The sequence below is a fragment of the Citricoccus alkalitolerans genome, from assembly GCF_039528175.1.
GTDB lineage: Bacteria > Actinomycetota > Actinomycetes > Actinomycetales > Micrococcaceae > Citricoccus > Citricoccus alkalitolerans.
The window spans coordinates 279,086-304,802 of sequence record NZ_BAAALH010000002.1 but is presented as its reverse complement, the minus strand read 5'-3'; the positions used below and the strand labels follow the sequence as shown (position 1 = coordinate 304,802).

Here is a 25,717-nt window from a genome sequence, read left to right as displayed (position 1 = left end):
AGGTGACGCGCCGCCGTCGTTGGTGGGCGTGATGGACCTGATCAAATGATCGGGCGGCCCGCCTTCTTGGACTCCGAGACGTCGCGGAAGAAGCCGCGCGCGATGAAGAACAGGACGGCGGCCACGATCACGGGCCACATCAGTACGTACACAGTCAGCAGAACTGTTGTCATGGTGGTTCCTTTCTGGTTCGTCGCGGCCGGTCAGTCGCGCTGGGAGCCGGTCGGGGAAGCTCCCCCGGACGCCTCCGACGCCTTGGCGGCGGCAGCGGCCGCCACGATCTGCTCGGCCGTCTGCGGGGTGTTCGGGTCGAAGTCGCCGGTGATGTCCTTGATGACGTCGAAGTCGAAGTTCTGCTTCGACCGGACCGACATCAGGTAGCAGACCAGGAAGGAGACCGCGTAGGCGACCAGCGAGGCGGAGAGCACCGTGTAGTCGCGCAGGCCGTCGGTGAAGATCCCGGCAAACGTGAACGGCGCAGCCGCCACGGTGGCGATCCCTCCGACCCAGATGGCTGGCTTCAGGCCGAAGAAGCCGAAGGACATGATGCCCAGGACCACGCCGATGCCGACGGTGGCCAGCAGCTCGACGCTGAAGCCGATGAGCCCGGTGAACGGGATCCACTCGAAGCGCACCGGCAGGAACGCCACGAGGGCCGCGAGGACTGCGAAGGAGAACGCGGCGTTGGTGACCTTGGGCCAGTAGAAGGAGGCGATGACCGGGAACACCAGGCAACCCCAGAGGGCGCCGACGAACACGAGCAGGTCGAGGATGTTGAACTGCGCCGTGGCGAAATACAGCCCTGCGCCCGTGGCCACGATCATGCTGATGCGGCCGACGAGCAGCATGGTCCTCGGGTTGGCCTTCTTCTTGCCCACGGACTGGCCGTAGATGTCCGCCATGACGATGGAGGACAGGGCGGCCAGGTCTGAGTCCGAGGTGGACGACAGGGCGCCGATGATCATGACGAACGCCAGACCCAGTAGGACGGGGCCGAGGTAGGTGCCGGCCATCTGGGGGATGAGGTTGTTGACATCTCCGTTCATGGGTTCGACACCCAGGTACAGCGCCATGACACCGAGCATGCCGATGCCGATCACCGAGCCGCCGTAACCGATGGTGGCGGTCACGAAGGTTGGCTTGATCAGGTTCTCACGCACGGCGAACAGACGCTGGGCGATGGTCTGGTTGCCGATGGCGTAGGCCAGGACGGCGGCGATGTACGGGGCGCCCTGATTCATGAACGCCTCGGAGGAGAAGAAGTTCTCCTGCTGCGGCGTCACATGCCCTGCGGCCACGCCCTCCTCGAACATGCCCGGTCCGCCGGCCACGAAGAAGATCACGGGGATGATGACGACGGCCGCGCCGAGCATGAACATCACCTGGGCGAAGTCCGTCATCACCGAGGCGCGGAAACCGGACCACAAGGTGTACATCAACACGCCCGCGGCCACGATCACGATGCCCGCGCCGAAGCTCAGGGGGGACAGCATGGAGATCAGCGCGCCACCGGCAATGAAGTTGGAGGTCAACGAGATCAGTGAGCCCAGGACGTTGGAACCGGCCAGCATCAGCTGGGAGGACCGGCCGTGACGGGCGTACATGACCTCGGCCAGGGTGTGGGCGCGCGGGGCGACTTTGCGGATGCGCTTCCCGAACGGGTAGATGAAGAGGATCATCAGGGCTCCCCAGAGCCCGTAGTGGATGGGGCCGGAGATCCCGTACGTGTAGCCCGCGGTGGCGGAGGCATACATGGACGAGGCCCAGATCCAGGTGGCGGTCATCGATGCCGCCGAGATGCCGAAGCCGATGTTGTTGCCAGCGGTCATGTAGCCGTCGGCGTTCTCCTTCTTCCGGCTGATGCCCACGGACATCCACATGGTCCCGCCATAGAAGAGGATCAGCAGCAACACCACTGCCATGATTCCTAGTTGGTTGATCTCCTGAGCGGGTGGCATCCCGGTCCTTTCATCTCGGCGACAATGACAGTGGTCCACGGGGCCGGCGTTCGGTCCCCGCGGACCGTAGTAGGTAGCCGTCTCCGGCTCCCGGTGGCCCTCTCGGGCCACGTGCGATCACCCCGTTCAGGCGTCGCGGCGGCCTCTCAAACCGCTTCCGGCGGGAGCCACGTCCTCGGGTCTGCATGTCGATCCATGCACCCTCGGGGGCTCTCTCACACCAGCGTCGGCCAAGGGGCCAACCGCTGAAGTCTCTCATGTTTGCAACCGCAATACCAGTTGGCGTGGCTGTTCTTCATGAAAAGCGCCAAGTCAGAAAAGATTTTCCAGCGTCTACACAGGATGTCTTCGAGGGAGGGGAGCAGGCAGTGGGCGAGCGTCAGGGTGGGACATCCAGGGAGGTTTCGACCGGATTCGAACGGTGGGCGGGGACCGAGTATGATGGCCGAGCGCCTTCCGGCGATGCGTCGGGATCCGCGGGGCCTTAGCTCAGTTGGTAGAGCGTTTCGTTCGCAATGAAAAGGTCAGGGGTTCGATTCCCCTAGGCTCCACCCTTGTCCTGCGTCGCGACATCGTTTAATGACGATGTGGCGGCCCAGGGCTTTTTTTGTGGAGTCGTTTGTCGGGTTGTTGTTGTGGGATGTGATGGTGGGTCGGGGGTCGGCTGAGGGGCTTCTGGTAGTTCTTGCTGGGGTCGACGGCGTGTTCGGCGATGTCGTCTGCACCGGCTCCGGTGGCGTTCAGCTTCCAACGCAAGGTCACGCAGTCGAGAGCCTGGCCATCGGCCGGGCTCTCTCTGTGGATTCAGTCCGTGGATTCGAACCGGGTCGATGACATGAATCTCCATGACCCGCCAGTCGAGTTCGAGGCGACGTATTGGCCGTGGTGGGACGCTGACCGCTACGTTGATGAGCAGCTTCGATCGGAGCCGGTTCCACATAGGCGACCCTCCGCTCAAGCGGGGCGTCCCTCTCAGTCCCACGTCGAGCGCGACGACAACTCTGACAGACAGCCCCGGCCCGGCCGCTCCGACAGTCACGGCTAATTCACGCCGCAGGGTACCATTTGCCCGCGCTTTGGGTAATCTGATCGCGAGAGCACACCGCAGAGCACACCGCGAGGGATCGGGGCGCCGAAGTGAGCGAGCAACCAGAATTGAATGAAGGCCGGGGGGGCTTTCGGAAGGCCGTGCTGCGCGGGCGCCGGGTTGTAGCGGGCTTCGCGGCGTTCTTAATTGCGACGGCGGGGTTGGCGATCGTGCCGGTGGTTCCGGCGGAGGCGGCGCCACCGACCGTGGAGACGGTGAACAATCCAGCCGGCGTGAGCATGACGATGTTCGACTATTGGGTCGAGGGCGATCAGGCCTCGCCCGATACGGAGATGGCGGGGTGCGACCCGGCATATTATCGGGCAGGGATCAATGGCGCACCGGGTTCCAGCGACTTCGCCGACACGGGGCATGTACTGAAGTTCGGCAAGCAGATCAAGTGGTCGGACTGCTACAACCGCGACCTCGGCGTGTACAACACCCTCAGCCTCAACAAGACCATTCCGAACGGAGCTCGGGGTGGCATTCAGAACATCGGCACCGGGACGGTCGAGCAGTCGTTGTCCGCGCAGGGGATGCCCGTCGTCGCTGCACGGACTGACAGTTTCGGCAGCAATCCCGCGGAGTCGCTCGACTACCTCTTCGATCCGGCCGTCGCGAACGCGGGCAAGGCGTCGTATCCGGTCGACAATCCGAATCTGTTCCAGTACGACTTCGACACGGGATTCCTGCGCTACGACTCAGCCGAGAATTATGCGTCTTTCGACCGCGATGCGGGAGCGTTCGAGGTGTACGACCGCCCGTCCGCGATGCGACCCAGCGGCAGCGCACAGACTACCGGGCAGTTCTTTCCCTTCAACGGGCCAGACGACGTTTTCAGTGCGTCCAACCAGCCGATCAACATGTCGGTGGAGGACGCCCGGCTCAACCATTATTTCGGCATGTCGATGCGGGCGGCGTTCTATCAGCCGCCGGGTGGACAGGTGCAGACGCCGCAGGGCGAAACCGAGGACATGGTCTTCAACTTCTCGGGTGACGACGACGTCTGGGTGTTCATCGACGGCCAGTTGGCGATGGACCTTGGCGGCACGCATGGCATCGCCAACGGGTCGATCAACTTCGCCACGGGCACCGTGACCACCTCCGTGGAGGGCGTATCTGGATCGCAGACCTCGGTCATTCCCGGGTGGAATGATCGGGCTTTCGCTGACAACACGATGCATGAGCTGTCGTTCTTCTATCTTGAGCGGGGCAACTACGTCTCCAACATGTCTCTGGAGTTCAACCTGAACACGCTCCCCGTCTCCACTGGGCACAAGGTCACCGATGACGGTACGCCGTTGGGTGGCGCCTCCTTCGCCCTGTACAACACCGATGACAGCTACGAGGTCACGGGCGAGCCGCCGCTGTGCTCGCAGAGTGACGTGGTGCCGTGCCTGGTGGGGGAGTACTCCAGCTCGAACGCGCCGGGCACGGTCGGGGACTTCCCTCTCGTCAATGAAGACGGCACGACGCTCGATTTCGCTTCGTTCCCGACGGACAACTTCGTCCTGCGTGAGACGGCCTGGCCTGAGGGCTATCGCCCCCTCAACGAGGACGTACACATCCTGCACACGGACATACCCGACGATGTGGCGGGCTCGTCCGGTCTAGAGGTGGTCAACTACGCCCAGACCGGGGTGTGGATCTCGTTCGACGCATGGGTGCGCCCTGCCTCTAACACGCTCGACGTCGTCACCGCTTCCGGTGCCCACGTCGGTCAGATCGATGTCCGCGAGGTCACGTCATCCGGTCCCACCGACGGCGGAAACGGTCTGTACGCGGCCGTCGCCGCGATGGCGCCGGACGGGTCGCTGCATCCGGTGGCGGGCAACCATGAGGAGGGCTGGACGTACAGCGACGGCTCCTACACGCAGTCGGGCGCCACGCGCCTGACCACGACATCGCAGGGGGTCATCACCTCGGGGCTCGATGGCGCCCGGACCCAGTGGCTGCACCCTGAGAGCGGCACCTATCGTGCCGAGCTGCAGGATCTGCCCGGTCGGCTTCACGAGTACCGTATCCCCGGGTTCGAGGCAGATGCGCGCTATGCCCTCCTGCTCTACGTCCAGGACGGGTCGCAGCGGCGTCTGCTCGACACCGCCGACTTCCAGCGCAACCGTGTCGCCGACGTCCGCATCCCCAACCGCTCCTTCGACCAGCTGCACCTGCGGAAGGTTGACGCGGTCGGCGAGCCGCTTCCCGGCGCGGAGTTCACCGGTTTCGCCGAGATTCGATGCGAAGAGGGAGGGACATCGTGGATGCAGGCGACGCAGGCCATCACCACGGACGCCGACGGTGAGCTGACCATCACACCCGAAGACGTCGCCGCATACACGACCCCCGAGGGATGCGAACGCACCGGCCACTACGAATTCCGGGAGAACGCCGCTCCAGCGGGCTACGAGCCGGCCGCCCCGATCCGGGCGTGGTTCGACCCCAACGGCATGAAGATCGATGCGGGTGATGCCACGACTGATCCGTCGAACAGCGTCTACGTCGAGCACTCCGTGCGCCGCATCTCGCAGCCCATCATCGGTCGCGGCATGAACGACGTGATGACGCAGGTGTCCGACCTCGCCGACCTCAGCCGCGTCCGTGCCGAGCTGGTCACAGCGGCCTCGCCCACGCCGGATACGTGGACGCCCAGCGGGCAGGAGGGCGAGCTGCAGTACGACGCCGCAGCCGGCGACGGCACGTACGTTCCAGTCGACGGTGGAGAGCTCGTATTCCGGGCGGATGAGGGGTGGAGCGACATCCCCATCTATCCCGTCGCCGACACAGGAGGACTCACGACTTCCACCGACATCTCGGGCAGCTTCAATATCGACCAGACGGTCGTCGTGGTCGATCACCGGGCGTCGCTCGAGCTCACCAAGCGCGTCACCCCGCCGGCGCCGGGTTACCCCGTCGTGTCGGGGCCGTTCACTTTCGAGATCGAGGTGCCTGGACTCCCGGACGGAGAGCGCCGAGTCGCGATCAGGGACGCCGCGACGGGTGCCGACGTGCGTACGGAGTCGATGACGTTCACGGACGGCATGGCGACGCTGACCCTCGAGGACCAGCAGACGGCGCAGATCTACGATCTGCCGCTGGGAGCCGAATACCGCGTCACGGAGACCGACCTTCCGCCCGGCTTCAGCGTCGTCACGCCCGGAGATGGGGAGGAGACCGGCACGCTGCCGTCCGACGCCGCCGACGGCCCGGCGAGGGTGGAGTTCGCCAACGCCTATGACGTGAGCGTCGAGTTCGCCGTGGACGCGACCAAGACCCTCACCGGGCGAGACCTCGACGAGGGTGAGTTCGATGTCGTGCTGACGCCGCGCAATGATCCGTCGAACGTGCTGGCGGAGGGAACCAACGCCGCAGCGGCCGACGGCGAACCCGGCGCGATCACCTTCACCCCGGACACGCTGACCTTCACACTCGCCGAGCTGCTGCAGGCTGTCGAGGACGGGTGGGCCGTGCGCAGCGGCAGCAGCTTCATCCTGCAGCTGCGCATCGCGGAGGACACCAGCGGGCTGCCACCCGGTGTCAGCCCCGGACTGACCTCGGCGAACGTCAGCGTGCTGATCCGCGACAACCGTGACGGCACCACTGACGCGGGGGTCGTGTACCCGTCCGGCTCCGACGCCTTCGCCCTCGAGAACACGTACAGCACCAACGACGTGTCCGTGCAGTTCTTCGGCCTCAAGGAACTGACCAGCGCTGCGGGCCTTGATCCGGAGCTGACTGCGGGCGACTTCGCCTTCACCCTGTGTGCGGAGGGGACTGACGCCCCCATGCCCGGGACGCCGACGGGAGACCCGCGCTGCCTCGGCGTCGAGAACGACGCCACGGGCATGGTCGACTTCGGATCCGCGGTTTTCACCGCCGACCTGCTCGACGACGTCGAGCCGGCGCCGGACGGCTCGCGCACCCGTACATTCACCTACACCGTGACCGAGAGCGGCGACATGCCGGGCGTGACAAACGACCCCCAGCCCGTCAAGACGTTCACGGTGACGCTGACCGATGACGGCGCCGGCAATCTGTCGGTCCAACTCGACGGGGATCCACGGTTCCAGTTCGTCAACTCCTACGCTGCGGACCCGGTGCCCGACGAGTTCTCGGCGCAGAAGGACATCACGGGGCGAGACTGGTTGCCCGGCGACGAGTTCCGGTTCACGCTGGAGCCGATCGGCACCGATGCGACGACCACCCCGATGCCGGCGGACGCGACGGGCGATCCCGCCACGAAGACGGTGTCAGCGACGACGCCCGATCCCGTCTCGTTCGGCGAAATCGTCTACGACCGGCCAGGCACCTATCGCTACGTGATCTTCGAGGAGGTCGGCACGGCGGGCGGCCTCACCTACTCGGGCGCGCGCTATGAGGTGGAGGTGACGGTCACTGACGTAGGCGGTGCTCTGGAGGTGCAGCGTACCGTCACCCTCGTCGTCGACGACGAGGGACAGACCGTTCCGGACGGCGGTGCCACGACCGAGCCGGGTGATCCTGCGCTGTTCACGAACACGTACACCACTGCGCCGGTGACGCTGGCGGGCTTCGAGGCGACGAAGCAGCTGGACGGACGTGACCTGCGCGACGACGACGCGTTCTCGTTCCTGCTGACTCCGACCGGCCCCGGGGCGGCGACGGCGCCGATGCCCGCGGCGGCGTCCGCCGTGGCGGAAACACCTGACTGGACCGCCGTTTTCGGCGACATCCGGTACGGTACGCCGGGCGTGTGGACGTACGAGATCACCGAGATTGCCGCGGATCCCTCGCTCGAAGGCGTGACATACTCCCAGGCGCGATACGCGGTCACCGTCACGGTCGTCGACAACGGCGACGGCACCCTCGGCACCGATGTGGAGACCGTCCGGATCGCCGACGATGCCGGCACCACGGTCGAGGAGCCGGTGACCGACGCCGTGTTTGTCAATCGCTATCAACCACTGCCCGTCACGGATCTGTTCCCCGTGGCGAAGGAATACCTCAACTCGGACGGGACGGACGCCTGGAACCCCGGCGACGAGTTCACCTTCGACATGCGCCCCTGGGGCGACAATGCGGCCAACACCCCGATGCCTGACGAAACCGACGACGGCGTGGCGAGCATCACGCTGAACGACGAGTACCGCGGCGGCGAGTTCGGGCAGATCACCTACACTGAACCCGGTCTGTACCAGTACGAGATCGTGGAGCGGACTCCCGCGGTCGGTCCCGCGGGACTGACCTACTCGCAGGGCCGCTTCATCGTCAACGTGTTCGTGCAGCTCGACGAGGACGACCGCCTGACGATCCACCACCAGATCACGCAGCTGGAAGGAGACGACGGCGGCGATCCGACGCCGGGCAACCACGTCACCGCGGTGTTCGGCAACACCTTCGAGGCGCCCACGACGACAGCGGCCATCCCCGTGGAGAAAGTGCTCGAAGGCCGTGACTGGACGGGTGACGACGCTTTCACGTTCTCGATGGTGCCGACCGGCGACAACGCACAGGAAGCTCCTCTGCCCGAGGGATCGGAGACCGGCGCGGCGAGCGTGACGATCACCGATGACACCCCCGATCGGACCGCTACCTTTGGCGACATGCTGTTCACCGAGCCGGGGACGTGGACGTACCTCGTGCGCGAGGAGGCTCCCGACCCGGCCCCGCCGGGTGAGCGCTGGTCGCAGGCTGAGTACGACGTGACGGTGACGGTGACCGAACAGTCCGACGGCGCGCTGGTGGCCCACGTGCTGATTGAGCAGCGGGTAGCTGATGACGGATCCGAGGGTGCCGGAGGGATGGACGTCGCGACGTTCATCAACGGCCACGTCGATGCGGCCGCAGCAGAGTTCCCCGTGACCAAGGAACTTGATGGGCGCGACTGGACCGAAGACGACGCCTTCGCGTTCACGATCGAGGCCACCGGAGACGAGTCGGCTTCGGCACCGATGCCTGACGACAGCACGATCACCGCGACGTCCGACAACCGCAGTCCTGCATTCACCGGGTTCTCGTTCCTCGAGGCGGGTACCTGGACGTATCGGGTCACGGAGGTCGTCCCGGACCAGAGCGAGGCGGGGATGACATACTCCCTCGCCGCCTACGACGTGACGATGTCTATCACCGAGAGCAATGGCGAACTCGACGCAGAGGTGACCTCTCGCCGGATAGCCGACGACAGCGGTTCAGCAGTGGACGAGGCAGCAGGCGAGCCCGTATTCGTCAACCGCTATGCTCCCGCCCCCACGCCGACTCCGACACCCACGCCGACACCGACACCCACGCCGACACCGACTCCTACACCCACGCAGACGGATCCCATTCCTCCCCCCACGGAGCCAGGGTCGACCCCTCCCGCGCCGGGCCCGGACGAACCGCCGGCAACGGACAGTCCTGACGATCCGCATCCTCTGCCGCTGACTGGCGGGGAGCTCGCAGGTCGGTTGCTCGCAGGAGCCGGGATCCTGCTTCTCCTCGGCGCCATGCTGGTGGTCGCTGCCCGACGTCGTCGGGAACATGGCTGACGGAACGAGAAGAGCGACCTCTCTGCACTGCTGTGCGGTCGTAGGCTCTATCGAGAGCGCGTGCTGATCGCACCATGATGTCCCCGCGAGGGAGTCGACAACGGTGCGACACCGCAGATGCTCGCAGGCGCCGCGATATACGGCGACACTGCCCCATGCGGACAACATCGCGCTGCCCCGCCCGACGCAGCGGGAGTCGGTGCCTTTGCCCGTTCTGCTAAGACACGGAACAACGGACCCGATCGTCCCCTATGCGGGCGGGCGGATGAGCCCACTCGCCGAACGGCTCCTCCGCGTGGGGGGAAGACCCTCTCCACCCCAGGCACCGCAGCGTACTTTGCTCGTCGGAACCTCATCGAACCACCGCGTCAGTGCCCCTTGGCGACGACAACGGGGCCCGGCGCCGAACCTCGGTCGAGCAGACCACGGACCCATGGTGGGTCCGCCGCTTCTCGTTGGCCGGGGGGTCGACCAGGGCAAGTGGGTTTCGGCGTCCGGAGTCACCCGGTCGCAGTGCGGTCTACTTCGAGGCCAGTTCCGGGTGGAACTTCTCAGTGACCTTCGGGTGCGCGCGGACGAAGCCCTTGAGCATGTTGGACCCGAACGAGGCCAGCATGGGGTTGTCGGGATCGTCGGAAACGCCGCGCGCGTCGGCGGCCAGCTCGGCCGGCAGTTCCACGGGCTCGATCACGGCGTCCAGGCGCGGGGAGTAGAAGAACGGTACGGAGTAGCGGTCCACGCCCTCGTCCGGAGCGACGGCCCGGTGGATGGTGGCCATCAGGTAGCCGTTGGTGGCGACCTCGAGCATCTCGCCGAGGTTGACGACCAGGGCACCATGGATCGGCTCGACCGGCAGCCACTCCTGCTGGCCGTACGGACGCACCTCGAGGCCGCCCACCATGTCCTGCAGCAGCAGGGTGATGAAACCGTAGTCGGCGTGCAAGCCGACGCCCTGGGTGCCCGCCTCCTTCACACCGCCCACGTAGTGGGCCAGCTTGCCCATCCAGGCGCGGTCGCCGCTGAAGGGCTCCGCGAAGTGGTCCTCATCCAGGCCGATCGAGACGCAGAGGGCCTTGAGCAGGTCCTCACCGACGCGGTCCATCAGCGCCGTCCAGTCCATGGCCGCCCGCTCGAGTTCAGGCATGTCCGCCGGCCACTGGTTGGGCCCCTGCAGATGCCAGTACTCCTTGCCGGGCGTGATCTGCTCGGCCGGAACCGGGTTCCGGTCCGGCGAGAAATCGATCTGCTCACGCGAGTCCGGGCGTCCCTGGGTGCGCTCGGAGCCCACCGAGGAGTAGCCGCGGTAGTGCGGTGAGTTCTGGTTGTGCAGGGCCAGCTTCTCCTCCTCCGGGCGGGCGAAGAACTCGGCGGTGACACGGAACAGGTCATCCACCTGGCGGGCGCCCGCGCCGTAGTTGACGATCTGGAAGAACCCCACGTGATGGGCGGCGTGGCGCAACCGGTCCAGGAAGTCCGGGGAGAACGAGCCGTCCGCGGTCCGCATGGTGGCCAGGTCCAGGACCGGGATGTCCAACGGTGCCCCGGCGGTGGTGGAGGCGTCAGAGAGCGCAGAAGTCATGGAACCAGTCAACGACGCCGGCTGGCGTCCGCGCCCCTACGTTGCCTTGGGCTACCTCGGGTGACGGCATTTCGTCACATGGTGGCGTTCGGTGCCCCAGTGGTCTTTAATGCCCACTCCAGGAAGGCCTGGCCGGCCTCCTCATGCCGTCCCTCGGGCGTCCCGAAACCCTGGGCGGCCAGGTCCTCACTGGTCATCACCCGGTATGGGGTCTCCGGGATGCCGTCCTCGTGCCGGACATCCACGTGTATCACCGGCGCCCCGCGTGCCTGCAACCAGTCCGCCATGGCGTAGTCCGTGCGGGAGTCCCCGCAGGTGAACCAGCGCATCGGCAGCTCCCCGTCGGCAGCGATCAGGCCCCAGGAGCGCTCCGCGCCCCGGTCCTTGCCGCTGGAGGCATGCTCGACGTCCGAGGAGATGATGGTCGAGTCCAATTGGAAGGCCTCGGCGGAACGATCCTCGGCGAGGAGGGTTGCCACGCGGTCCTCGAAGTCTCGCTGAGCTGCACGGTAGCGCTCCGGTGACTCGCCCACGTTCATCTCGGCCGAGAACATGGCCAACTTCGTGTCGTCGTAGAACATGGTGTCCGCGTAGTCGCCCATCAGCCGGACCAAGCGGGACTCCAGGTCCGCTGGGAGTCGCATGCCGGCGTCGACCTCCATCCAGGCGGGCACCCCGTGGGCACGTGTGGCCCGGGGCAGGCCAGCCGGGTCCGCCGGGTCGGCCAAAGAAGTAAAGGAGAAGTGGACCGCGCCCTTCTCGCACACAGCATGGAACCGGGCGTCGCCGGGCAGGCCGGCGGCCAGGAGCGGGGCGGCCACGTGCCGCAGCACGAAGTCGGCGGACCGGCCGGTGTTGAAGACCACGGGGATGCCGCGGCCCGCCAGGGAGACCAGTGCCGTGACGATGCCGTCCGGCACCCGGCGGGTCTCAGGCGAGGCGATGGGGCCGTCGACGTCCAGGAGCAGTCCGAGGGGTGGCACAGTACGCATGTCACCAGATTACGGGCGGACCGGATGCCAGACCGTGATCCGTCGCCTAATGTGGTGCGGACTACAGTCCACGCGCACCGAAGGGGGTCTTGTGTCCCACCCTCAGATGCCTCCGGACGTGGACCCGCGCCAGGAGCCGGACGGACGGCGGATCTTCACGGAGAACGATCTCGGCCGGTATTTCGGGGTGGTGGACCCGAAGGTCCTGCAGCGGGACCGCCGCCGGCGTCACCGCCGGCACGCGATCGTCCTGCTGATCGTGGCCCTCCTGGTCTCCGGGGTGACCGTCACGGCGTACCAGGTGCTGCAGGGTGCCTGGAGCATCCCCGGGTGGGAGGCGGCCCCGCCGGACGAGCCGCTACTGTGCCCGGCGGGGGAGTTCGACTACTCGACCGCGTCCACAGTGACGGTCTACAACGGCACCACCATCGGCGGATTGGCCGGGGACGTGGCCAACGCCCTCGAGGAGCGCGAATTCGTGATCGGTGGGGTCGGCAACAAGGGGTTCACCACCTCCAACATGGTGGCCGTCATCATCTCCGGCCCGGAGGGGCGCGATACGTCCCTGGCCGTGCAACGAAACATCGAGGGTTCGGTCTACCTCCCGGACGCCCGCGAGGAGGCCACGGTGGACATCATCATGGGCACTCAGTACGAGGGCCTCGTCCCGGCAGACGGGGTCAACACCGCCTCCGGACCGTTGGACTGCCAACGGCTCGAGACCGAGGCTCCCACGGCGGCGCGGGGCTAATCAATGGTCACACCCGCCCCGCGCCGCCGTCAGGTCACATTCCGCCGGGGAAGACCAGCGGGACCAGGGTGTACATCACGAGTATGATCAAGCCGATGGAAACGAGGTTGAGCCAGACGCCGGCGCGCACCATCTGCTTGATGGTCACCTCTCCAGAACCGAACGCCACCGCGTTGGACGGCGTGGCCACCGGCAACATGTAGGCCGAGCAGACGGCGAGGGTGACGGCGACGGTCATGAACAGCGGATCCATGCCCAGGCCCACGGCTACGGCTCCGAAGATCGGGAAGAACGCGGCGGCCGTGGCGGTGTTCGAGGTGAGTTCGGTCAGGGCCATGGCCACGAGGATCACGACCAGCAGCACCAGCCACGGCGGAACCCCGCCGAGGGCGCCCACTTGGCTGCCCAGCCACTCCGAGAAGCCGGTGGCCGTGAACATTGCGGAGAGGGACAGTCCGCCGCCGAAGAGCAGCAGCAGGCCCCACGGGATCTCCTTGGCCGCGGACCAGCGCAGCAGGGCGGTGCCGCTCGGGTCAACGGAACGCCTCTCGGCGGGAACGATGAAGCAGGCGATGGCAGCCGCCATGGCGACCTGGGTGTCCGAGATGGTGCTCAGGAACGGCAGGGCTGAAGCCACGGCGGGAATGTCCGCGATGAAGGGGACGAAGACCCAGAAGAAGATCGCCAGCAGGAAGATGATGCCCACGCGGCGCTCCGGCGTGGTCAGCTGGCCCAGCTTGGCCAGCTCGTCCTTGATCATCTGCCTGCCACCCGGGATCTCGGAGACCTCGGCACGGAACACGAGCTTGGTCAGCACCAGCCAGGCGATCCCGATCATGACGATGGCCCAGGGCACCCCGACCAGCATCCAGTGGCCGAACTGCAGGTCGAACCCATGGGACTCCATGAGATAGCCCTTCATGAGGGCCATCGGGGGCTGACCGATCAAGGTGGCGGTGGAACCGATCGTCACGCCGTAGGCCACGCCGAGGAGCATGGACGCAGCGAACCGTTTGCCGCCGGCCTCCGGGTCGACTCGGCGCACCAGCTGCAGGATCGAGACGGCGATCGGCACCATGATGACGGCGGTGGCGGTGTTGGACACCCAGGCTGAGATGAAGGCCGAGGCCGCCATCAGCCCGAACACGATCTGCGCGGGCTTGGTGCCCACCATGCGGATGGTCAGCAGGGCCACGCGCAAGTGCAGGTTGGACCGTTCCGTGGCCAGCCCCAGGATCACGCCGCCCATGACGAGGAAGACGACCGAATCGGCGTACGGTGCGGCCACGTCCTTCATGGGTGCCATCCCGAACAGCGGGAACAGCACGAGGGGCAGGAGGGACGTCACGGGGATGGGGGCGGCCTCGGTCATCCACCAGATCGCCATCCACAGGGCGCATCCGGCCACGGCCCGGCCCTCGAAGGACAACGACGCCGGCAGCACCAGGGCCAGCACCAGGCCGGCCGCCGGCCCCAGGGCCAGCAACCACCAATTGCGCTTGCCGCCGGAGTCGAGCGCGTCTGACTGGGGTACGGGTTGTCCCGGTGCGGTGGCCGCGCGGGCTTCTGAAGAGGTCTGGGTCATCTCGGGTGGTCCTCGGGGATTCTATGGAGCGGGTGGAACACGTTGAGCGGGGGGTTGAGCGGTTCTATCTCGAGAACCGTCTGACTCTGTGATCCGTCACACCGTACGCGGATCAATGGCAGGACAGAAGTACACATTCGACCTGTATTGATATCCCTGGAGTTCTAATATGGCTGGAACTGGTCTTTCACTTGTGAGGCATGCCATCCCTACGCTGGATCGATCATGCCGCGTCCACCGAGCGCGGCGCAGAGCGGGCCGGCCCGGCCCAGGATGGCATCGGAGAGGGGGTGGCGTGGTGGACCTGCGCCAGATGCGATATTTCGTGGCTGTGGCCGAGGAGCGGCATTTCGGACGGGCGGCCGAGCGGCTGCACATGGCCCAGCCGCCACTCTCCCAGCAGATCAAGCAGCTGGAGACCACCCTGGGCACCAAGCTCTTCGAGCGGACCACCCGCCGGGTGGACCTCACGGATGCCGGGCAGATCATGCTGGAGCGGGCCCGGCAGATCCTGGCCGACGTCGAGGCCCTGGCCAAGGATGTGCGTGAGGTCGGTGCCGGCGCGGCGGGCGTTCTGCGCGTCGGCTTCGTCGGCTCGGCCACCTACCGGGTCATGCCGGCCGTGGTGCAGCTGGCCCGGCGCGAGCTGCCCGGCGTCCGCCTGCACGTGATGGGGGAGATGCTCACCCCGCAGATCGAACAGGGGCTGCTGGAGAACCGGCTCGATGTCGCCGTGCTGCGCCCGCCGGTGCAGTCTTCGGAACTGTTGCTCGACGCCCTCGAGGGGGACAGCCTCGTGGTCGCCCTCCCGGCCCACCACCGGCTGGCCACCGGCGGCGGTCCCGTGCCCCTGGCCGAGCTCGCCGGAGAGGACTTCGTGAGCTACCCGCAGGGGTCCGCCGTCGCCACCATCACGTCCGAGGCCTGCCGGCAGGCGGGCTTCCGCCCGCGCGTCGTGCAAGAGGCCACGGAGACCTCGACCCTGCTGGCGTTCGTGGGTGCCGGCATGGGTCTGGCGCTGGTGCCGGACGGCGCCCGGCGGGCCGCGGCGTCCCCCATCGCCTACCGCGAACTCGAGAGTGCGCCCGAGGTCGGCCTCGCCATCGCCTGGAAACACGGCAGCCGCTCCGGACTCATCCCGCCCTTCCGGGCCCTCGCCCACCGTGCCGTGGGCGAGGTGCGTCACGGCCAGCCAAGCATTGTCCACCCGCCGTCCCCTGACCAGCAGGAGCGTCCATGAAGATCACCGGCATCGAGGCCATCCCCTACGCCATCCCGTACAACCACCCGTTGAAGTTCGCCTCAGGTGCCGTGGACACCGCGGACCACGTGCTGGTGCGGATCCACACCGATGACGGGATCACGGGGGTGGCCGATGCCCCGCCGAGGCCCTACACCTACGGCGAGACGCAGGTGTCTATCAAGAACATCGTCGAAGAGGTCTTCGCCCCGCAGGTCATCGGGCTGGACCCATTCGACCGGGAGAAGGTCCATGCTGTGATGCGCCGGACCATCAACAACCAGGTCGCCAAGGGCACCGTGGATGTCGCCCTGTGGGACTTGGCCGGCAGGGCGCTGGGCCGGCCGGTGCACCAACTGCTGGGTGGTTGGACCGATTCGATGCGGGTCTCCCACATGCTCGGCTTCAAGCCGGCCCAGGAGCTGCTGGACGAGGCGCTGCGCTTCGGCGAGGAATACGGCGTCACCACCTTCAAGCTGAAGGTCGGCCGCCGCCCGCTGTCCCTGGACATCGAGGCCTGCCACGTGCTCCGCGAGGGCCTGGGGCCGGACGTGGAGCTCTATCTGGATGCCAATCGCGGCTGGACTGCCAACGAGGCCATGCAGGTGCTGCGGCAGACCGACGGCCTGCGCCTGACCCTGTTGGAGGAGCCGTGCGACGCCAAGGAGGCCATGAGCCGACGGCGACTGGTCGAGAAGTCACCGATCCCGGTGGTGGGGGACGAATCTGTTCCCACGGCCGGAGACGCCTCCCGGGAACTGCTCTCGGGAGGCTGCAATGCGATCTGCATCAAGACCGCCCGGTCCGGGTTCACGGAGGCCACTGAGATCCTGGGGCTGTGCACCGGGCTGGGGGTGGACGTGACCATGGGCAACCAGATCGACACCCAGGTCGGCTCACTCGCCACCGTGACCTTCGGCGCGGCGCACGAGGCGACCAGCCGCCGGGCCGGGGAACTGTCCAACTTCCTGGACATGTCCGACGACCTTCTGACCGAGCCGATCGCCATCGCCGACGGACGGATCTCCGTGCGGAACGTGCCGGGCGTCGGTGCGGAGATCGACGGCGAGAAGCTGTCGAGGTACCGCACCGACCGCTGAGGTCAGTTGCCGCTCACGAGCGGCCGGATGCCGCACAGACGCATGGCCTGGCCGTAGGTCTCGACCATCTGGTCCTCGAGTTCCTCCGGTGTGAACTTCCGGTTGGCGCTCTGGGCGTGCAGCGCGGGGGCGTTGAAGACCTTGATGGCCTTCGCCGCGAGCACCGAGCCGCCGATGGTGGAGGAGAACGCCTTGATGAGCTTCTGGGATTCGCCACCGTGGGCGATGATGGCCACCACGCGGGGGACGCGCTTGAGGAAGCGGTTGAAGGGCTTCACGCCTGTGGCGATCCGCTCCTTCGTGAGGTTCAGGGCGTAGTCCTCCTGGGTCCAGGGGTGGACCAGCCAGGGGATGGTGTACTTCGGGTCCAGGCCCGCCGAGGAGAAGACGCGGAGCAGACGCTCCGAGGCGTCGTCGTCGTTCTCATGGGACAGGAAGCCGGACGCGGTGCCGGGTCCCGGGGCGGAGGTGAGGACCAGGATGCGGGCCTCGTCCACGTCAAGGGCGGGGTCCACATAGGGAATGGGGCCCTTGTCCGTGGCCTCCAGGGAATCGCAGAGCTGGGTGATCGGTTCGATGTTCTCGCCGTGGAGGCGGTCTTGGCTTTCGGAGACGTAGGCGGGATCGGACATTCGGCGCATGGGTGCTGTCCCTCAGTGTTGATGTGTGGTGCTCCGGTCAGTTCAGACCGGCCTGCTACCCCCAGTCTACGAGGCGGTCCTCACCCGCACGGAGGACCACTCCCCGGACAGCGGTATGTTGGCATTCAGCGTGTGCCCACGGGCCTCGATGTCCTTCCAGATGGTGTCCCGATTGATGTCTGATCGGCCACCCTTCGGATAGCCGATCCACAGCACCCGGGCACCGAGCGCCGGCTCCAGCCAATCGTCCAGCACCCCGTCGAGGGACTTCTGGTCCTGGGCGAAGAGCACGACGGCGGTCGCCTCCGTGATCTCGTCCGTCAGCCTCACGCCCTCGGGCAGGGGATCCAGGAGCGCGTGCAGGCCCTGGTGCCCGCCGGCCAGGTGCAGGGTGTCGGTGGGCTTGATGAAGAGCTTCTGCGCGGTGGTCTTCTGTGGCGCTGCGGGGGCGGCGGGCGCAGTAGAGGCGGCGGGGGTGGCGGGCTGTTCCGGGGTCGTGGCCATGACACCATTCTGCCTCCACCATGACGGGGGAACGACGTCGGCCCGGCATCGTTCCCAGGATTCCCCGGGAAGGTGCCGGGTCGACTTCGAGGTCCGTGGAGCCCGTCATCTCCAGTGGCCGGGACCGCGGTCCCCTGCCGCTCGCCTATGCTGCTGTGGTCATCATGCGGAGGGGCACGCACAGAGGACTCGATGGTCATGGCTGGTTTGTGGGCAAGGTCATCAGTGACCGCCAAGGTGGTCACCGGGGTGGCCGTGCTGGCCGTGGCGGCAGGCGCCACCGGCGTCGCGGTGGCGCAATCTGGTGGTTCGGACGACCGCGACCGGGCGACCGTGGTCCGGGTGATCGACGGTGACACCATCGACGCGGAGGTCAACGGTGAGGTCCAACGTGTCCGGCTGTTGAATGTGGATACACCGGAGACCAAGCACCCGGAGAAGCCCGTTCAGTGCCTGGGCCCGGAAGCCACGGCGTTCCTGGAGGAATTTCTGGCCCCGGGTGAGCAGATCGAGCTCGTCTATGACGTCGAACGCACTGACCGGTATGACCGGACTTTGGCCGGTGTTTACAAGGACGATTCGCTGGTGAACGCAGATGTGGCAGAAGCCGGGCTGGGGGTGGCCGTGCTGTACGAGCCGAACGATCGCTTCTACCCGGAGGTTCTCGAGGCGCAGGAACGGGCCGAGGAAGCCGGCGAGGGCCTTCACGATGCGGCCGTTGAGTGCACCATCCCAGCGCTGGCCGAGGCCCTTCCACCCTTGGAGGATCTGCCGGCGGCCATCCCCGCAGAAGCAGCCGGCGTGGCCGCGGCGCTCGCAGCGGCTGCTCCGGTGATCGCCGCCGGTGAGGCATTGGGGGCGGCTTTGGATCTGGTCGAGTCAGGTGGTCACGTGGTCCTCTCCAAGGCTTATGGAGGTCTGGCCCTGGAGTTGAGAAAGAGGAGCGACGTGGCATTGCCGGCTGCGGTTGCCTATCAACAGGAGCTGCTGGCCAAGGAAGCCGAACTGGCGGAGGCCGCCCGGGTGGCGGCAGAGAAGGCTGCCGAGGAGAAACTGGCTGCCGAAAAAGCCGCCGCGGAAAAGAAGGCCGCGGAGGAACGAGCGGCTGCCGAGCAGAAGGCCGCAGAAGAGCGAGCTGCCGCAGAAGCTCATCAAGCGGAGCAGGACCGTGCCGCAGAAGCAGAGCGGCAGCAGGCGGAAGCTGAACGGCAGGCAGAAAGAGACCGCGAACGGGAGCGCGCTCGCCAGGCAGAGCGCAACCATTCGAACGAGAGGCAGCAGGAGACACCGCGCCGCCAGCAGCCGTCAAACAGTGGTTATGGAACGGATGCTGACTTCCCAGGCTACACGGGACCCCGTTGCTATGCCCCGGGCGGACAGGTGTGGAAACCCTGCTGAGAACACACCTGTGGGGTCAGGTCGACCGGTCGACCTGACCCCACAGCGGGGAGGTGGAAGAGTCAGTCCTGGCGGGTGGGCTCCTCGTGGCCTTCGGCGCCGTAAGTCAGGCGCAGCACGCGCCCGTCGGCTTCCAGCTTGTCCCGGGCTTCCTTGGCCTTCTCCACCTTGGAGATGTCCCGCGGCGGGAGCTGGATCATCTCCTCGGCCGGGATCCCAGCCTGCAGCTGCCGCGCGCGCTCGACCTCCGCGTCGACCTCCGCACCCAGCAACAGCACGATGTTGAAGATCCAGAGGACGAACAGCAGCGCCATCACGGTGCCGATCGCACCGTAGGAGCTGTACCCGGCGAACTGCGTCAGGTAGATGGACAGGGCCACGCCCGCGATGGCGATGCCGACGATCGCCACGACCGAGCCGATGCCGACCCAGGTGAACTTGGGCTGTTTCACGTTGGGCGTGAAGTAGTACAGCATGGCGATCATGGTGATCACGAGCGCCAGGATGACCGGCCACTTGACCCAGGCCCAGATCGGCAGGAAGGTCTCGGACAGGAAGGCCAGGGTGCCGCCCAGCCCGAGGGGTTCGGCGATCGGGCCCAGGACGCCGTCGACCAGCGACTGGTTCAGGGCGAGCGAGACCAGGATGAGCACCACGCCGAGGAGCAGGGACAGGGTGACTAGCAGCATGGTCCCGAGCTGCTTCACCAGCCCACGCCCCTCCTCCACCCCGTAGATGGCGTTCATGGACCGCGAGAAGGCCTTGACGTAGGCGGAGGCCGACCACAGGGCGGTGGCGATACCGATGATCAAGGCGATGACGCCTCCGGTGGCGGAACTGATCATCGTGTCCACGAGGTCGACCACGAGGCTCTGGTAGTCCGCCGGCACGTACTGCTGGACCAGGTCGTCCACGAGCGTGGTGACCGTGTCGGCGTTGTTGGCGAGCACGAGCGTGATGATCGAGAAGATGGCCAGCAGGGCCGGTGCCAGGGACAGCACCATGTAGTAGGTCAGCCGGGCGGCCAGGTCGGTGCCGCTGTCGGTGCCGAACTCCTTGAGAGCGCGCTTGAAGGCGTACTTCCAGCTGGCGCCCTTGAGCTTGGGTGGATCATCGGGCTTGCTGCCGTGGTCCGGCTCCGGAGAGTCGGCCGCGTCGAGCGTTGCGTCTATCGGATCCTTGATGGGCACGGGATGTCCTCTCCTCTTCGTCTGCGCCGGTGCGCTGAACCTCGACTCGGGGCCCATGGTGCCACCGATCGGTGAGTCGGTTGCACCGTTCTGGTTCTCCTGACTGCCATCCTGTCCTGTCTGCGGCGGATCTGAAAGCACCGGCGGGCCGTGCCTACCCCGCCGCAGGTCACCGGTCGGTTAGGTTCGATGCATGATCAAGTACCTGGGCTCCAAGCGGTTGTTGGTGCCCGTGCTGGGTGCCATGGCGTCAGCGGCCGGTGCCCGCACCGCCGTCGACCTCTTCTCCGGCACCACCCGAGTGGCCCAGGAATTCAAGCGCCGGGGGATCTGCACCACGGCCTCGGACCGGGCCACCTACACCGGCGTGCTCGCCGGCTGCTACATCGCCACGGACGCGCGGGACGTCAACCGGACCGAGCTCGCTGCGATCCTGACGGACCTTCAGGGCACGACGCCGGCCCGCGGCTACGTGACGGCCACGTTCTGCGAGCAGGCACGCTACTTCCAACCCCAGAACGGCATGCGGATCGACGCGATCCGGCAGCGTATCGAAGACGAGTACGCCGGCACCCCCTGGTACCTCATCCTGCTGACCTCCCTGCTGGAGGCAGCCGATCGGGTGGACTCCACCACGGGAATCCAGATGGCCTACCTGAAGTCCTGGGCCCGGCGCAGCGGCCGGGACCTGGAACTGCGGATGCCCACGTTGCTGGACGGCCCCGGGGCAGTGGTGGTCGGGGACGTGATGGACACGGTGGACACCCTGCCCTGTGCCGATCTGTATTACGTGGACCCGCCGTACAACCAGCACCGCTACTACGCCAACTATCACGTCTGGGAGACCCTGGTCCGCTGGGACGAGCCGGAGCACTACGGGGTGGCCTGCAAGCGGGTGGACGTGCGGGACGAGGACACCCGCAGCGTCTTCAATTCCAAGAGGACCATGCCGGCGGCGCTCGCGGACGTGCTCACCCGGATCCGGTCCGAGGTGGTCATCGTGTCCTACAACGACGAATCGTGGATCACCGCGGACGCCATGGAGGATTCCCTGCGGGAGGCCGGCCATGAGGAGGTGGCCGTGCTGGGCTTCGACTCGAAGCGCTACGTGGGGGCGAGCATCGGCATCCATTCGCCCACGGGGGAGAAGGTGGGGAAGGTGTCACACCTGCGCAACACGGAGCTGGTCTTCGTGGCCGGGCCGGCCGAGAAGGTCGAGGCGGCACAGGCCGCGGCCGGAGCGGCCATGAGCGGTGGCCGTTTTTCCCTGGTCAGCACGGGCAGGGCGGTCAATATGAGCACTACGAGGAAGAAGGACGACGCGACCCATGTCCGCACCTTATGAATTCGAGATGGACCTGCGGTGGTCTGATCAGGACCTGCAGGGGCACGTCAACAATGCGAAGATCGTGGCCCTGGCCGAGGAGGCGCGAATCCGATTCCACGCCCATCTGCACCGGGTACCTACCGGTCCGACGAGCTTGGTGGTGGCCCGCCAGGAGATCGACTATCACGCTCAGACCAAGTACGGCCCGAGCCTCACCATGCAGGTGGGTGTCCGCAGGATCGGCACGAAGTCATTCACCTTGCGCCATCGCGGGATCCAAGACGGAGCGCCGGTGTTCACGGTGGACGCGATCATGGTCAATGTGGATGGGACGGGCCAGTCCCGGGCGTTGACTGCGGAGGAACGCGCCCAACTCGACGAGTGGAACTGGGCGGACTGACCGAGCTCCATCGGCTTCGGTGCGGGCGCCCCCGTCTCCCTGCGATCTCGCGGAGAGGCGGGGGCGTGTTGACTTCTGGACTAGTAGTTGGACGGCGGGTCGGAGGCTGGAAAGGACTCGTTCTCCCATTCCTCGGCCAGTTCCTCATCGTGGCGGTGCGCTGCCGTCTCGACAGGATCGTCGGCGACGGGCGGCTCGTTCAGCGCTTCGTCACCCGAGAGTTGCGGTTGCGGTTCGTCCAGGCGGTCCTCTTCGGGCACTTCGGGATTCACGTGGTCCACGGCGACTCCTTTATCAGATGGCGGGGAACCCCAGTGTGGCAACCCGGCAGGGCACGGGCAAGCGTGCTGCCCCGACGATCATGCTCCAGGGTGCCGACGTCGCAGGGTGAAGGAGAGGATCACCGAGACGAGCGCGCCGGCCAGGAAGCCCCAGAAGGCCGCGGCGATGCCCGCCACGGTCAGGCCGAATTCCGCCATGGTGGCACCCGCCGTGGCGAGGCTCACAGCCGCCTCGCTAGGGTGAGCCCATGATCAATCCCGCACGCCTGCACTCGGACCAGTCACGGCTGGCTCGCGAGACCGCCATGCTCCTGGCCACCGTCGACTCCCTTTCCGAGGACGAGCTGACCGCGCCCTCGCTCTGCGAGGGCTGGAGTCGGGCCGACGTCGTGGCCCATCTGGCCTCCAATGCCCGGGCCCTGGTGCGGATGGTGGACTGGGCGGTCACTGGGGAGGAGCAGCAGATCTATCCCTCGCGGGAGGCGCGTGCGGAGGAGATTGCCCGCCTTGCCGGCCTGTCCCGGAAGGAACTCATCGCCGAGCTGGGCGAGGCGTCCCGGGCCTTCTCTGAACAGTCTGAGCGGCTGACCGGGGAGCTCCGGGCGGAGGAGGTGCGCATCGGTGAGACGCCCCTTCCCGCCACCTCCCTCGTCGCCGTGCGCATCTCGGAGGTGGTGGTCCACCATGGCGACCTGAACACCGCCTGGACGATCGAGGAGGCCGATCCGGACTCCCTGCTCAATGCGGTGGAAGCGGCCGTCCGGGCCATGCGGGTCCGCAACGCGCCCGGTCTGACGCTGAAGACCGAGGAGCGTGATGAGTGGGTCATCGGTGATGGCGCCCTGACGGTGGTCTCGGACCGCGAGGGCCTGCTCGCCTGGCTGGCCCGCGGTGAGTCGGACGGCATCGAGGCCGAGGGGCCGCTGCCGGAGCTGCCTGCCTGGTAGTCAGCGCACCGGCATCTGCTGCAACGACCAGGTGTTGCCGTCCGGATCGGCGAAGTGGACGAACCGGCCCCAGTCCTGTTCGTCCACGCCGCTGCACTCCACCCCACGGCCGGACAGTTCAGCGAGGGCTGCCTCCGCGTCCTCGATGACCATCTGCAGGCCCTTCTGCGTGCCGGGTGCCATCTCGGTGATGCCCATGCCCAGCACGATCGAGCAGGCCGATCCCGGCGGGGTGAGCTGGACGAAGCGCAGCTCGGGGGAGAGGACGTAGTCGTGGTCGGCGTGGAAGCCGACCTGGTCCACGTAGAAGGATTTCGCCCGGTCGACGTCCGTGACCGGAATGGCGACCAGCTCGATCTTCATGTCCATGACGGCCACCGTAGAACCGCGGCGGTGCCAGGACCAGATCCTGGCCCCGCCGCGATCGAATCTCAGACCGAGGTGCCCGCCAGCGCCTGACGTGCCGGGGCCTGGGCCGAGAGGAACTTCCGGTAGGCCGGCAGGGTGAGGAAGTCCGGGTACTCCTCGGCCTGTGCGGAACCGGCGAAGACCTCGAGGGCGTCGTCGAAGCGGTCTCCCTCGCCACGCCCGCTCTCCAGGATGCGTGCGAACTCCTCGTCCATCAGCTCCTGGACCCATTCGCGGGTCACGGTCCGGGTGCCGCCGTCGGCCAGCTCGGCGGAGGACTCGGCGTTGATCCACTGCCAGATCTGGGATCGGGAGATCTCCGCGGTGGCGGCGTCCTCCATGAGGTTGTGGATGGCGGCGGCGCCGTTGCCCCGCAGCCAGGACTCCACGTAGCGGATGCCGACCTCGATGTTCATCCGCACACCGGCCTCGGTGATGGAGCCCGGGGTCTCGGACACGGTCAGCAGTGCCGCGGCGTCGGGAATCACGTCCTCGCGGCGATTGGCGCGGATCTGGTTCTGCCGGTCCGCCAGGACCTCATCGAAGACCTCCATGGCCACCGGCACCAGGTCCGGGTGGGCCACCCAGGAGCCGTCGAAGCCATCGGATGCCTCACGGGTCTTGTCCGCCCGCACCTTCTCGAGTGCCGCTGCGTTGGCCTCGGGGTCGCGGCGGTTCGGAATGAAGGCCGCCATGCCGCCGATCGCCGAGGCGCCGCGCCGGTGGCAGGCGCGCACGAGCTGATCGGTGTAGGCCCGCATCATCGGTGCGGTCATGGTGACGTCGGCGCGGTCCGGCAGCACGAACGCCTCACCGCGGTCCCGGAAGTTCTTGATGATGGAGAAGATGTAGTCCCAGCGCCCGGCATTCAGGCCGGCGGCGTGGTTGCGCAGCTGGTAGAGGATCTCCTCCATCTCGAAGGCCGCGGTGATGGTCTCGATCAGCACGGTGGCGCGCACGGTGCCCTGGGGGATCCCGAGGTGGTCCTGGGCCACCACGAAGATGCAGTTCCACAGGCGGGCCTCGAGGTGGTTCTCGGTCTTCGGCAGGTAGAAGTACGGTCCGCGGCCGCGGCGCAGCAACTCCTTGGCGTTGTGGAAGAAGTACAGGCCGAAGTCCACCAAGGCGCCGGCCATCGGCTCGCCGTCCACCACCAGGTGGTCCTCGTCCAGGTGCCAGCCGCGGGGGCGCACGATGATGGTCGGGCGGTCCACGAGCTGCACGCCGCCGAGCGCGTACTCCTTGCCCTCGGGAGAGGTGAAGTCGATCTGACGGCGGATGGCGTCCCGCAGGTTCACCTGGCCGTTCAGCATGTTCTCCCAGGAGGGCGAGGAGGAGTCCTCGAAGTCGGCCAGCCAGCACTTGGCGCCGGAGTTCATCGCGTTGATGGTCATCTTCCGGTCCACCGGTCCGGTGATCTCCACGCGGCGGTCCTTCAGGCCCGGCGCGAGTGGGGCCACACGCCAGGAGCCGTCCTCCCGGATGGTGCGGGTCTCCGGCAGGAAGTCCGGGGTCCAGCCCTCGGAGATCCGTTGGCGGGTGTCCTCCCGCTTGGCCAGGAGTTCGAGGCGGCGGCCGTTGAACTGACGGTGCAGGCTGGCCAGGAAGTCGAGGGCGTCCGGGGTGAGGATCTCCTCCTGCCGGGGCAGGTGCGGTCCGGTGATCGTCACGCCGTTGAGAGTGATGGGCTGGTCGGTGGGGTACATGGGAGCCTCCTCGGGGAGTCGTCCGCGCCCGCCATGATGGCGGTGACGCGGTGCGCGTTCTGAAGAACGCGCGGTGTCGGGAAAGTCGATGGAAGAGCCCCAGGGGTGTGTGCGGGGTGA

20 protein-coding genes and 1 tRNA gene are annotated in these 25,717 nt (G+C 67.0%); 9 read left to right on the top strand and 12 right to left on the bottom strand.

Features of this window, described 5'->3' with window-relative positions; genetic code table 11:
* Positions 1–41: 41 nt before the first annotated feature.
* Positions 42–173, bottom strand: a complete 132-nt coding sequence (locus ABD134_RS07260) for a putative transporter small subunit (protein ID WP_229672309.1) — start codon at positions 171–173, stop codon at positions 42–44.
* 30 nt (positions 174–203) lie between these two features.
* Positions 204–1,958: a sodium:solute symporter family protein gene (locus ABD134_RS07255; protein WP_344228179.1), complete on the bottom strand. Its 1,755-nt coding sequence runs from the start codon at positions 1,956–1,958 to the stop codon at positions 204–206.
* A gap of 478 nt (positions 1,959–2,436) precedes the next feature.
* On the opposite strand from ABD134_RS07255, the gene ABD134_RS07250 reads away from it, so the two are divergent.
* Both ABD134_RS07250 and ABD134_RS07245 read left to right on the top strand, forming a co-directional pair.
* Positions 2,437–2,509: transfer RNA gene (locus ABD134_RS07250), tRNA-Ala, on the top strand.
* A 586-nt stretch (positions 2,510–3,095) separates the two neighbouring features.
* Positions 3,096–9,548 carry a Spy0128 family protein gene (locus ABD134_RS07245; RefSeq protein ID WP_344228177.1) on the top strand — a complete coding sequence of 2,151 codons (6,453 nt, stop codon included), beginning with the start codon at positions 3,096–3,098 and terminating at the stop codon, positions 9,546–9,548.
* Positions 9,549–10,068: 520 nt separating this feature from the next.
* Here ABD134_RS07245 and ABD134_RS07240 read toward each other — a convergent pair.
* Positions 10,069–11,127: an isopenicillin N synthase family dioxygenase gene (locus tag ABD134_RS07240; protein ID WP_344228175.1), complete on the bottom strand. Its 1,059-nt coding sequence runs from the start codon at positions 11,125–11,127 to the stop codon at positions 10,069–10,071.
* Positions 11,128–11,201: 74 nt separating this feature from the next.
* The gene (locus ABD134_RS07235) at positions 11,202–12,119 is read right to left on the bottom strand and encodes a Cof-type HAD-IIB family hydrolase (RefSeq protein ID WP_344228173.1); all 918 of its coding nucleotides are present in this window, start codon (positions 12,117–12,119) and stop codon (positions 11,202–11,204) included.
* A 91-nt stretch (positions 12,120–12,210) separates the two neighbouring features.
* Between ABD134_RS07235 and ABD134_RS07230 the strand changes: the two genes are divergently transcribed.
* A complete protein-coding gene (locus ABD134_RS07230; protein WP_344228171.1) occupies positions 12,211–12,870 on the top strand; it encodes a LytR C-terminal domain-containing protein in 660 nt (219 codons plus the stop codon).
* Positions 12,871–12,904: 34 nt separating this feature from the next.
* Here the strand turns inward: ABD134_RS07230 and ABD134_RS07225 are convergent, their stop codons facing one another.
* Positions 12,905–14,455 carry an SLC13 family permease gene (locus ABD134_RS07225; RefSeq protein WP_344228169.1) on the bottom strand — a complete coding sequence of 517 codons (1,551 nt, stop codon included), beginning with the start codon at positions 14,453–14,455 and terminating at the stop codon, positions 12,905–12,907.
* Between the two features lie 295 nt (positions 14,456–14,750).
* Here ABD134_RS07225 and ABD134_RS07220 point away from each other — a divergent pair, with 295 nt between their 5' ends.
* Both ABD134_RS07220 and ABD134_RS07215 read left to right on the top strand, forming a co-directional pair.
* A complete protein-coding gene (locus ABD134_RS07220) occupies positions 14,751–15,695 on the top strand; it encodes a LysR substrate-binding domain-containing protein (protein ID WP_344228167.1) in 945 nt (314 codons plus the stop codon).
* Positions 15,692–16,795, top strand: a complete 1,104-nt coding sequence (locus tag ABD134_RS07215; RefSeq protein WP_344228165.1) for an enolase C-terminal domain-like protein — start codon at positions 15,692–15,694, stop codon at positions 16,793–16,795. Before ABD134_RS07220 ends, ABD134_RS07215 begins: the two co-directional genes overlap by 4 nt.
* 2 nt (positions 16,796–16,797) lie before the next feature.
* Here ABD134_RS07215 and ABD134_RS07210 read toward each other — a convergent pair whose 3' ends face one another.
* Both ABD134_RS07210 and ABD134_RS07205 read right to left on the bottom strand, forming a co-directional pair.
* The gene (locus ABD134_RS07210) at positions 16,798–17,436 is read right to left on the bottom strand and encodes a uracil-DNA glycosylase family protein (protein ID WP_344228163.1); all 639 of its coding nucleotides are present in this window, start codon (positions 17,434–17,436) and stop codon (positions 16,798–16,800) included.
* Positions 17,437–17,502: 66 nt separating this feature from the next.
* Positions 17,503–17,940, bottom strand: a complete 438-nt coding sequence (locus ABD134_RS07205; protein ID WP_344228161.1) for a DUF3052 domain-containing protein — start codon at positions 17,938–17,940, stop codon at positions 17,503–17,505.
* Positions 17,941–18,165: 225 nt separating this feature from the next.
* Here ABD134_RS07205 and ABD134_RS07200 point away from each other — a divergent pair, with 225 nt between their 5' ends.
* Complete coding sequence (locus ABD134_RS07200; RefSeq protein WP_344228159.1) at positions 18,166–19,338, top strand: thermonuclease family protein; 1,173 nt, start codon at positions 18,166–18,168, stop codon at positions 19,336–19,338.
* A gap of 62 nt (positions 19,339–19,400) precedes the next feature.
* Here ABD134_RS07200 and ABD134_RS07195 read toward each other — a convergent pair whose 3' ends face one another.
* A complete protein-coding gene (locus ABD134_RS07195) occupies positions 19,401–20,528 on the bottom strand; it encodes a YihY/virulence factor BrkB family protein (RefSeq protein ID WP_344228157.1) in 1,128 nt (375 codons plus the stop codon).
* Positions 20,529–20,721: 193 nt separating this feature from the next.
* Between ABD134_RS07195 and ABD134_RS07190 the strand changes: the two genes are divergently transcribed.
* Positions 20,722–21,873: a DNA adenine methylase gene (locus tag ABD134_RS07190; protein ID WP_344228155.1), complete on the top strand. Its 1,152-nt coding sequence runs from the start codon at positions 20,722–20,724 to the stop codon at positions 21,871–21,873.
* Positions 21,857–22,255: an acyl-CoA thioesterase gene (locus ABD134_RS07185; RefSeq protein ID WP_344228153.1), complete on the top strand. Its 399-nt coding sequence runs from the start codon at positions 21,857–21,859 to the stop codon at positions 22,253–22,255. Before ABD134_RS07190 ends, ABD134_RS07185 begins: the two co-directional genes overlap by 17 nt.
* 80 nt (positions 22,256–22,335) lie before the next feature.
* Here ABD134_RS07185 and ABD134_RS07180 read toward each other — a convergent pair whose 3' ends face one another.
* Positions 22,336–22,536, bottom strand: coding sequence for a hypothetical protein (locus tag ABD134_RS07180; RefSeq protein ID WP_344228152.1), 201 nt, complete (start codon positions 22,534–22,536; stop codon positions 22,336–22,338).
* Between the two features lie 78 nt (positions 22,537–22,614).
* Complete coding sequence (locus ABD134_RS07175; protein ID WP_344228150.1) at positions 22,615–22,761, bottom strand: hypothetical protein; 147 nt, start codon at positions 22,759–22,761, stop codon at positions 22,615–22,617.
* Between the two features lie 23 nt (positions 22,762–22,784).
* Between ABD134_RS07175 and ABD134_RS07170 the strand changes: the two genes are divergently transcribed.
* Complete coding sequence (locus tag ABD134_RS07170) at positions 22,785–23,483, top strand: maleylpyruvate isomerase family mycothiol-dependent enzyme (RefSeq protein WP_344228148.1); 699 nt, start codon at positions 22,785–22,787, stop codon at positions 23,481–23,483.
* Here ABD134_RS07170 and ABD134_RS07165 read toward each other — a convergent pair whose 3' ends face one another.
* The gene (locus ABD134_RS07165; RefSeq protein ID WP_344228146.1) at positions 23,484–23,852 is read right to left on the bottom strand and encodes a VOC family protein; all 369 of its coding nucleotides are present in this window, start codon (positions 23,850–23,852) and stop codon (positions 23,484–23,486) included.
* Between the two features lie 62 nt (positions 23,853–23,914).
* Complete coding sequence (gene aceB, locus ABD134_RS07160) at positions 23,915–25,597, bottom strand: malate synthase A (RefSeq protein WP_344228144.1); 1,683 nt, start codon at positions 25,595–25,597, stop codon at positions 23,915–23,917.
* Positions 25,598–25,717: the final 120 nt, after the last annotated feature.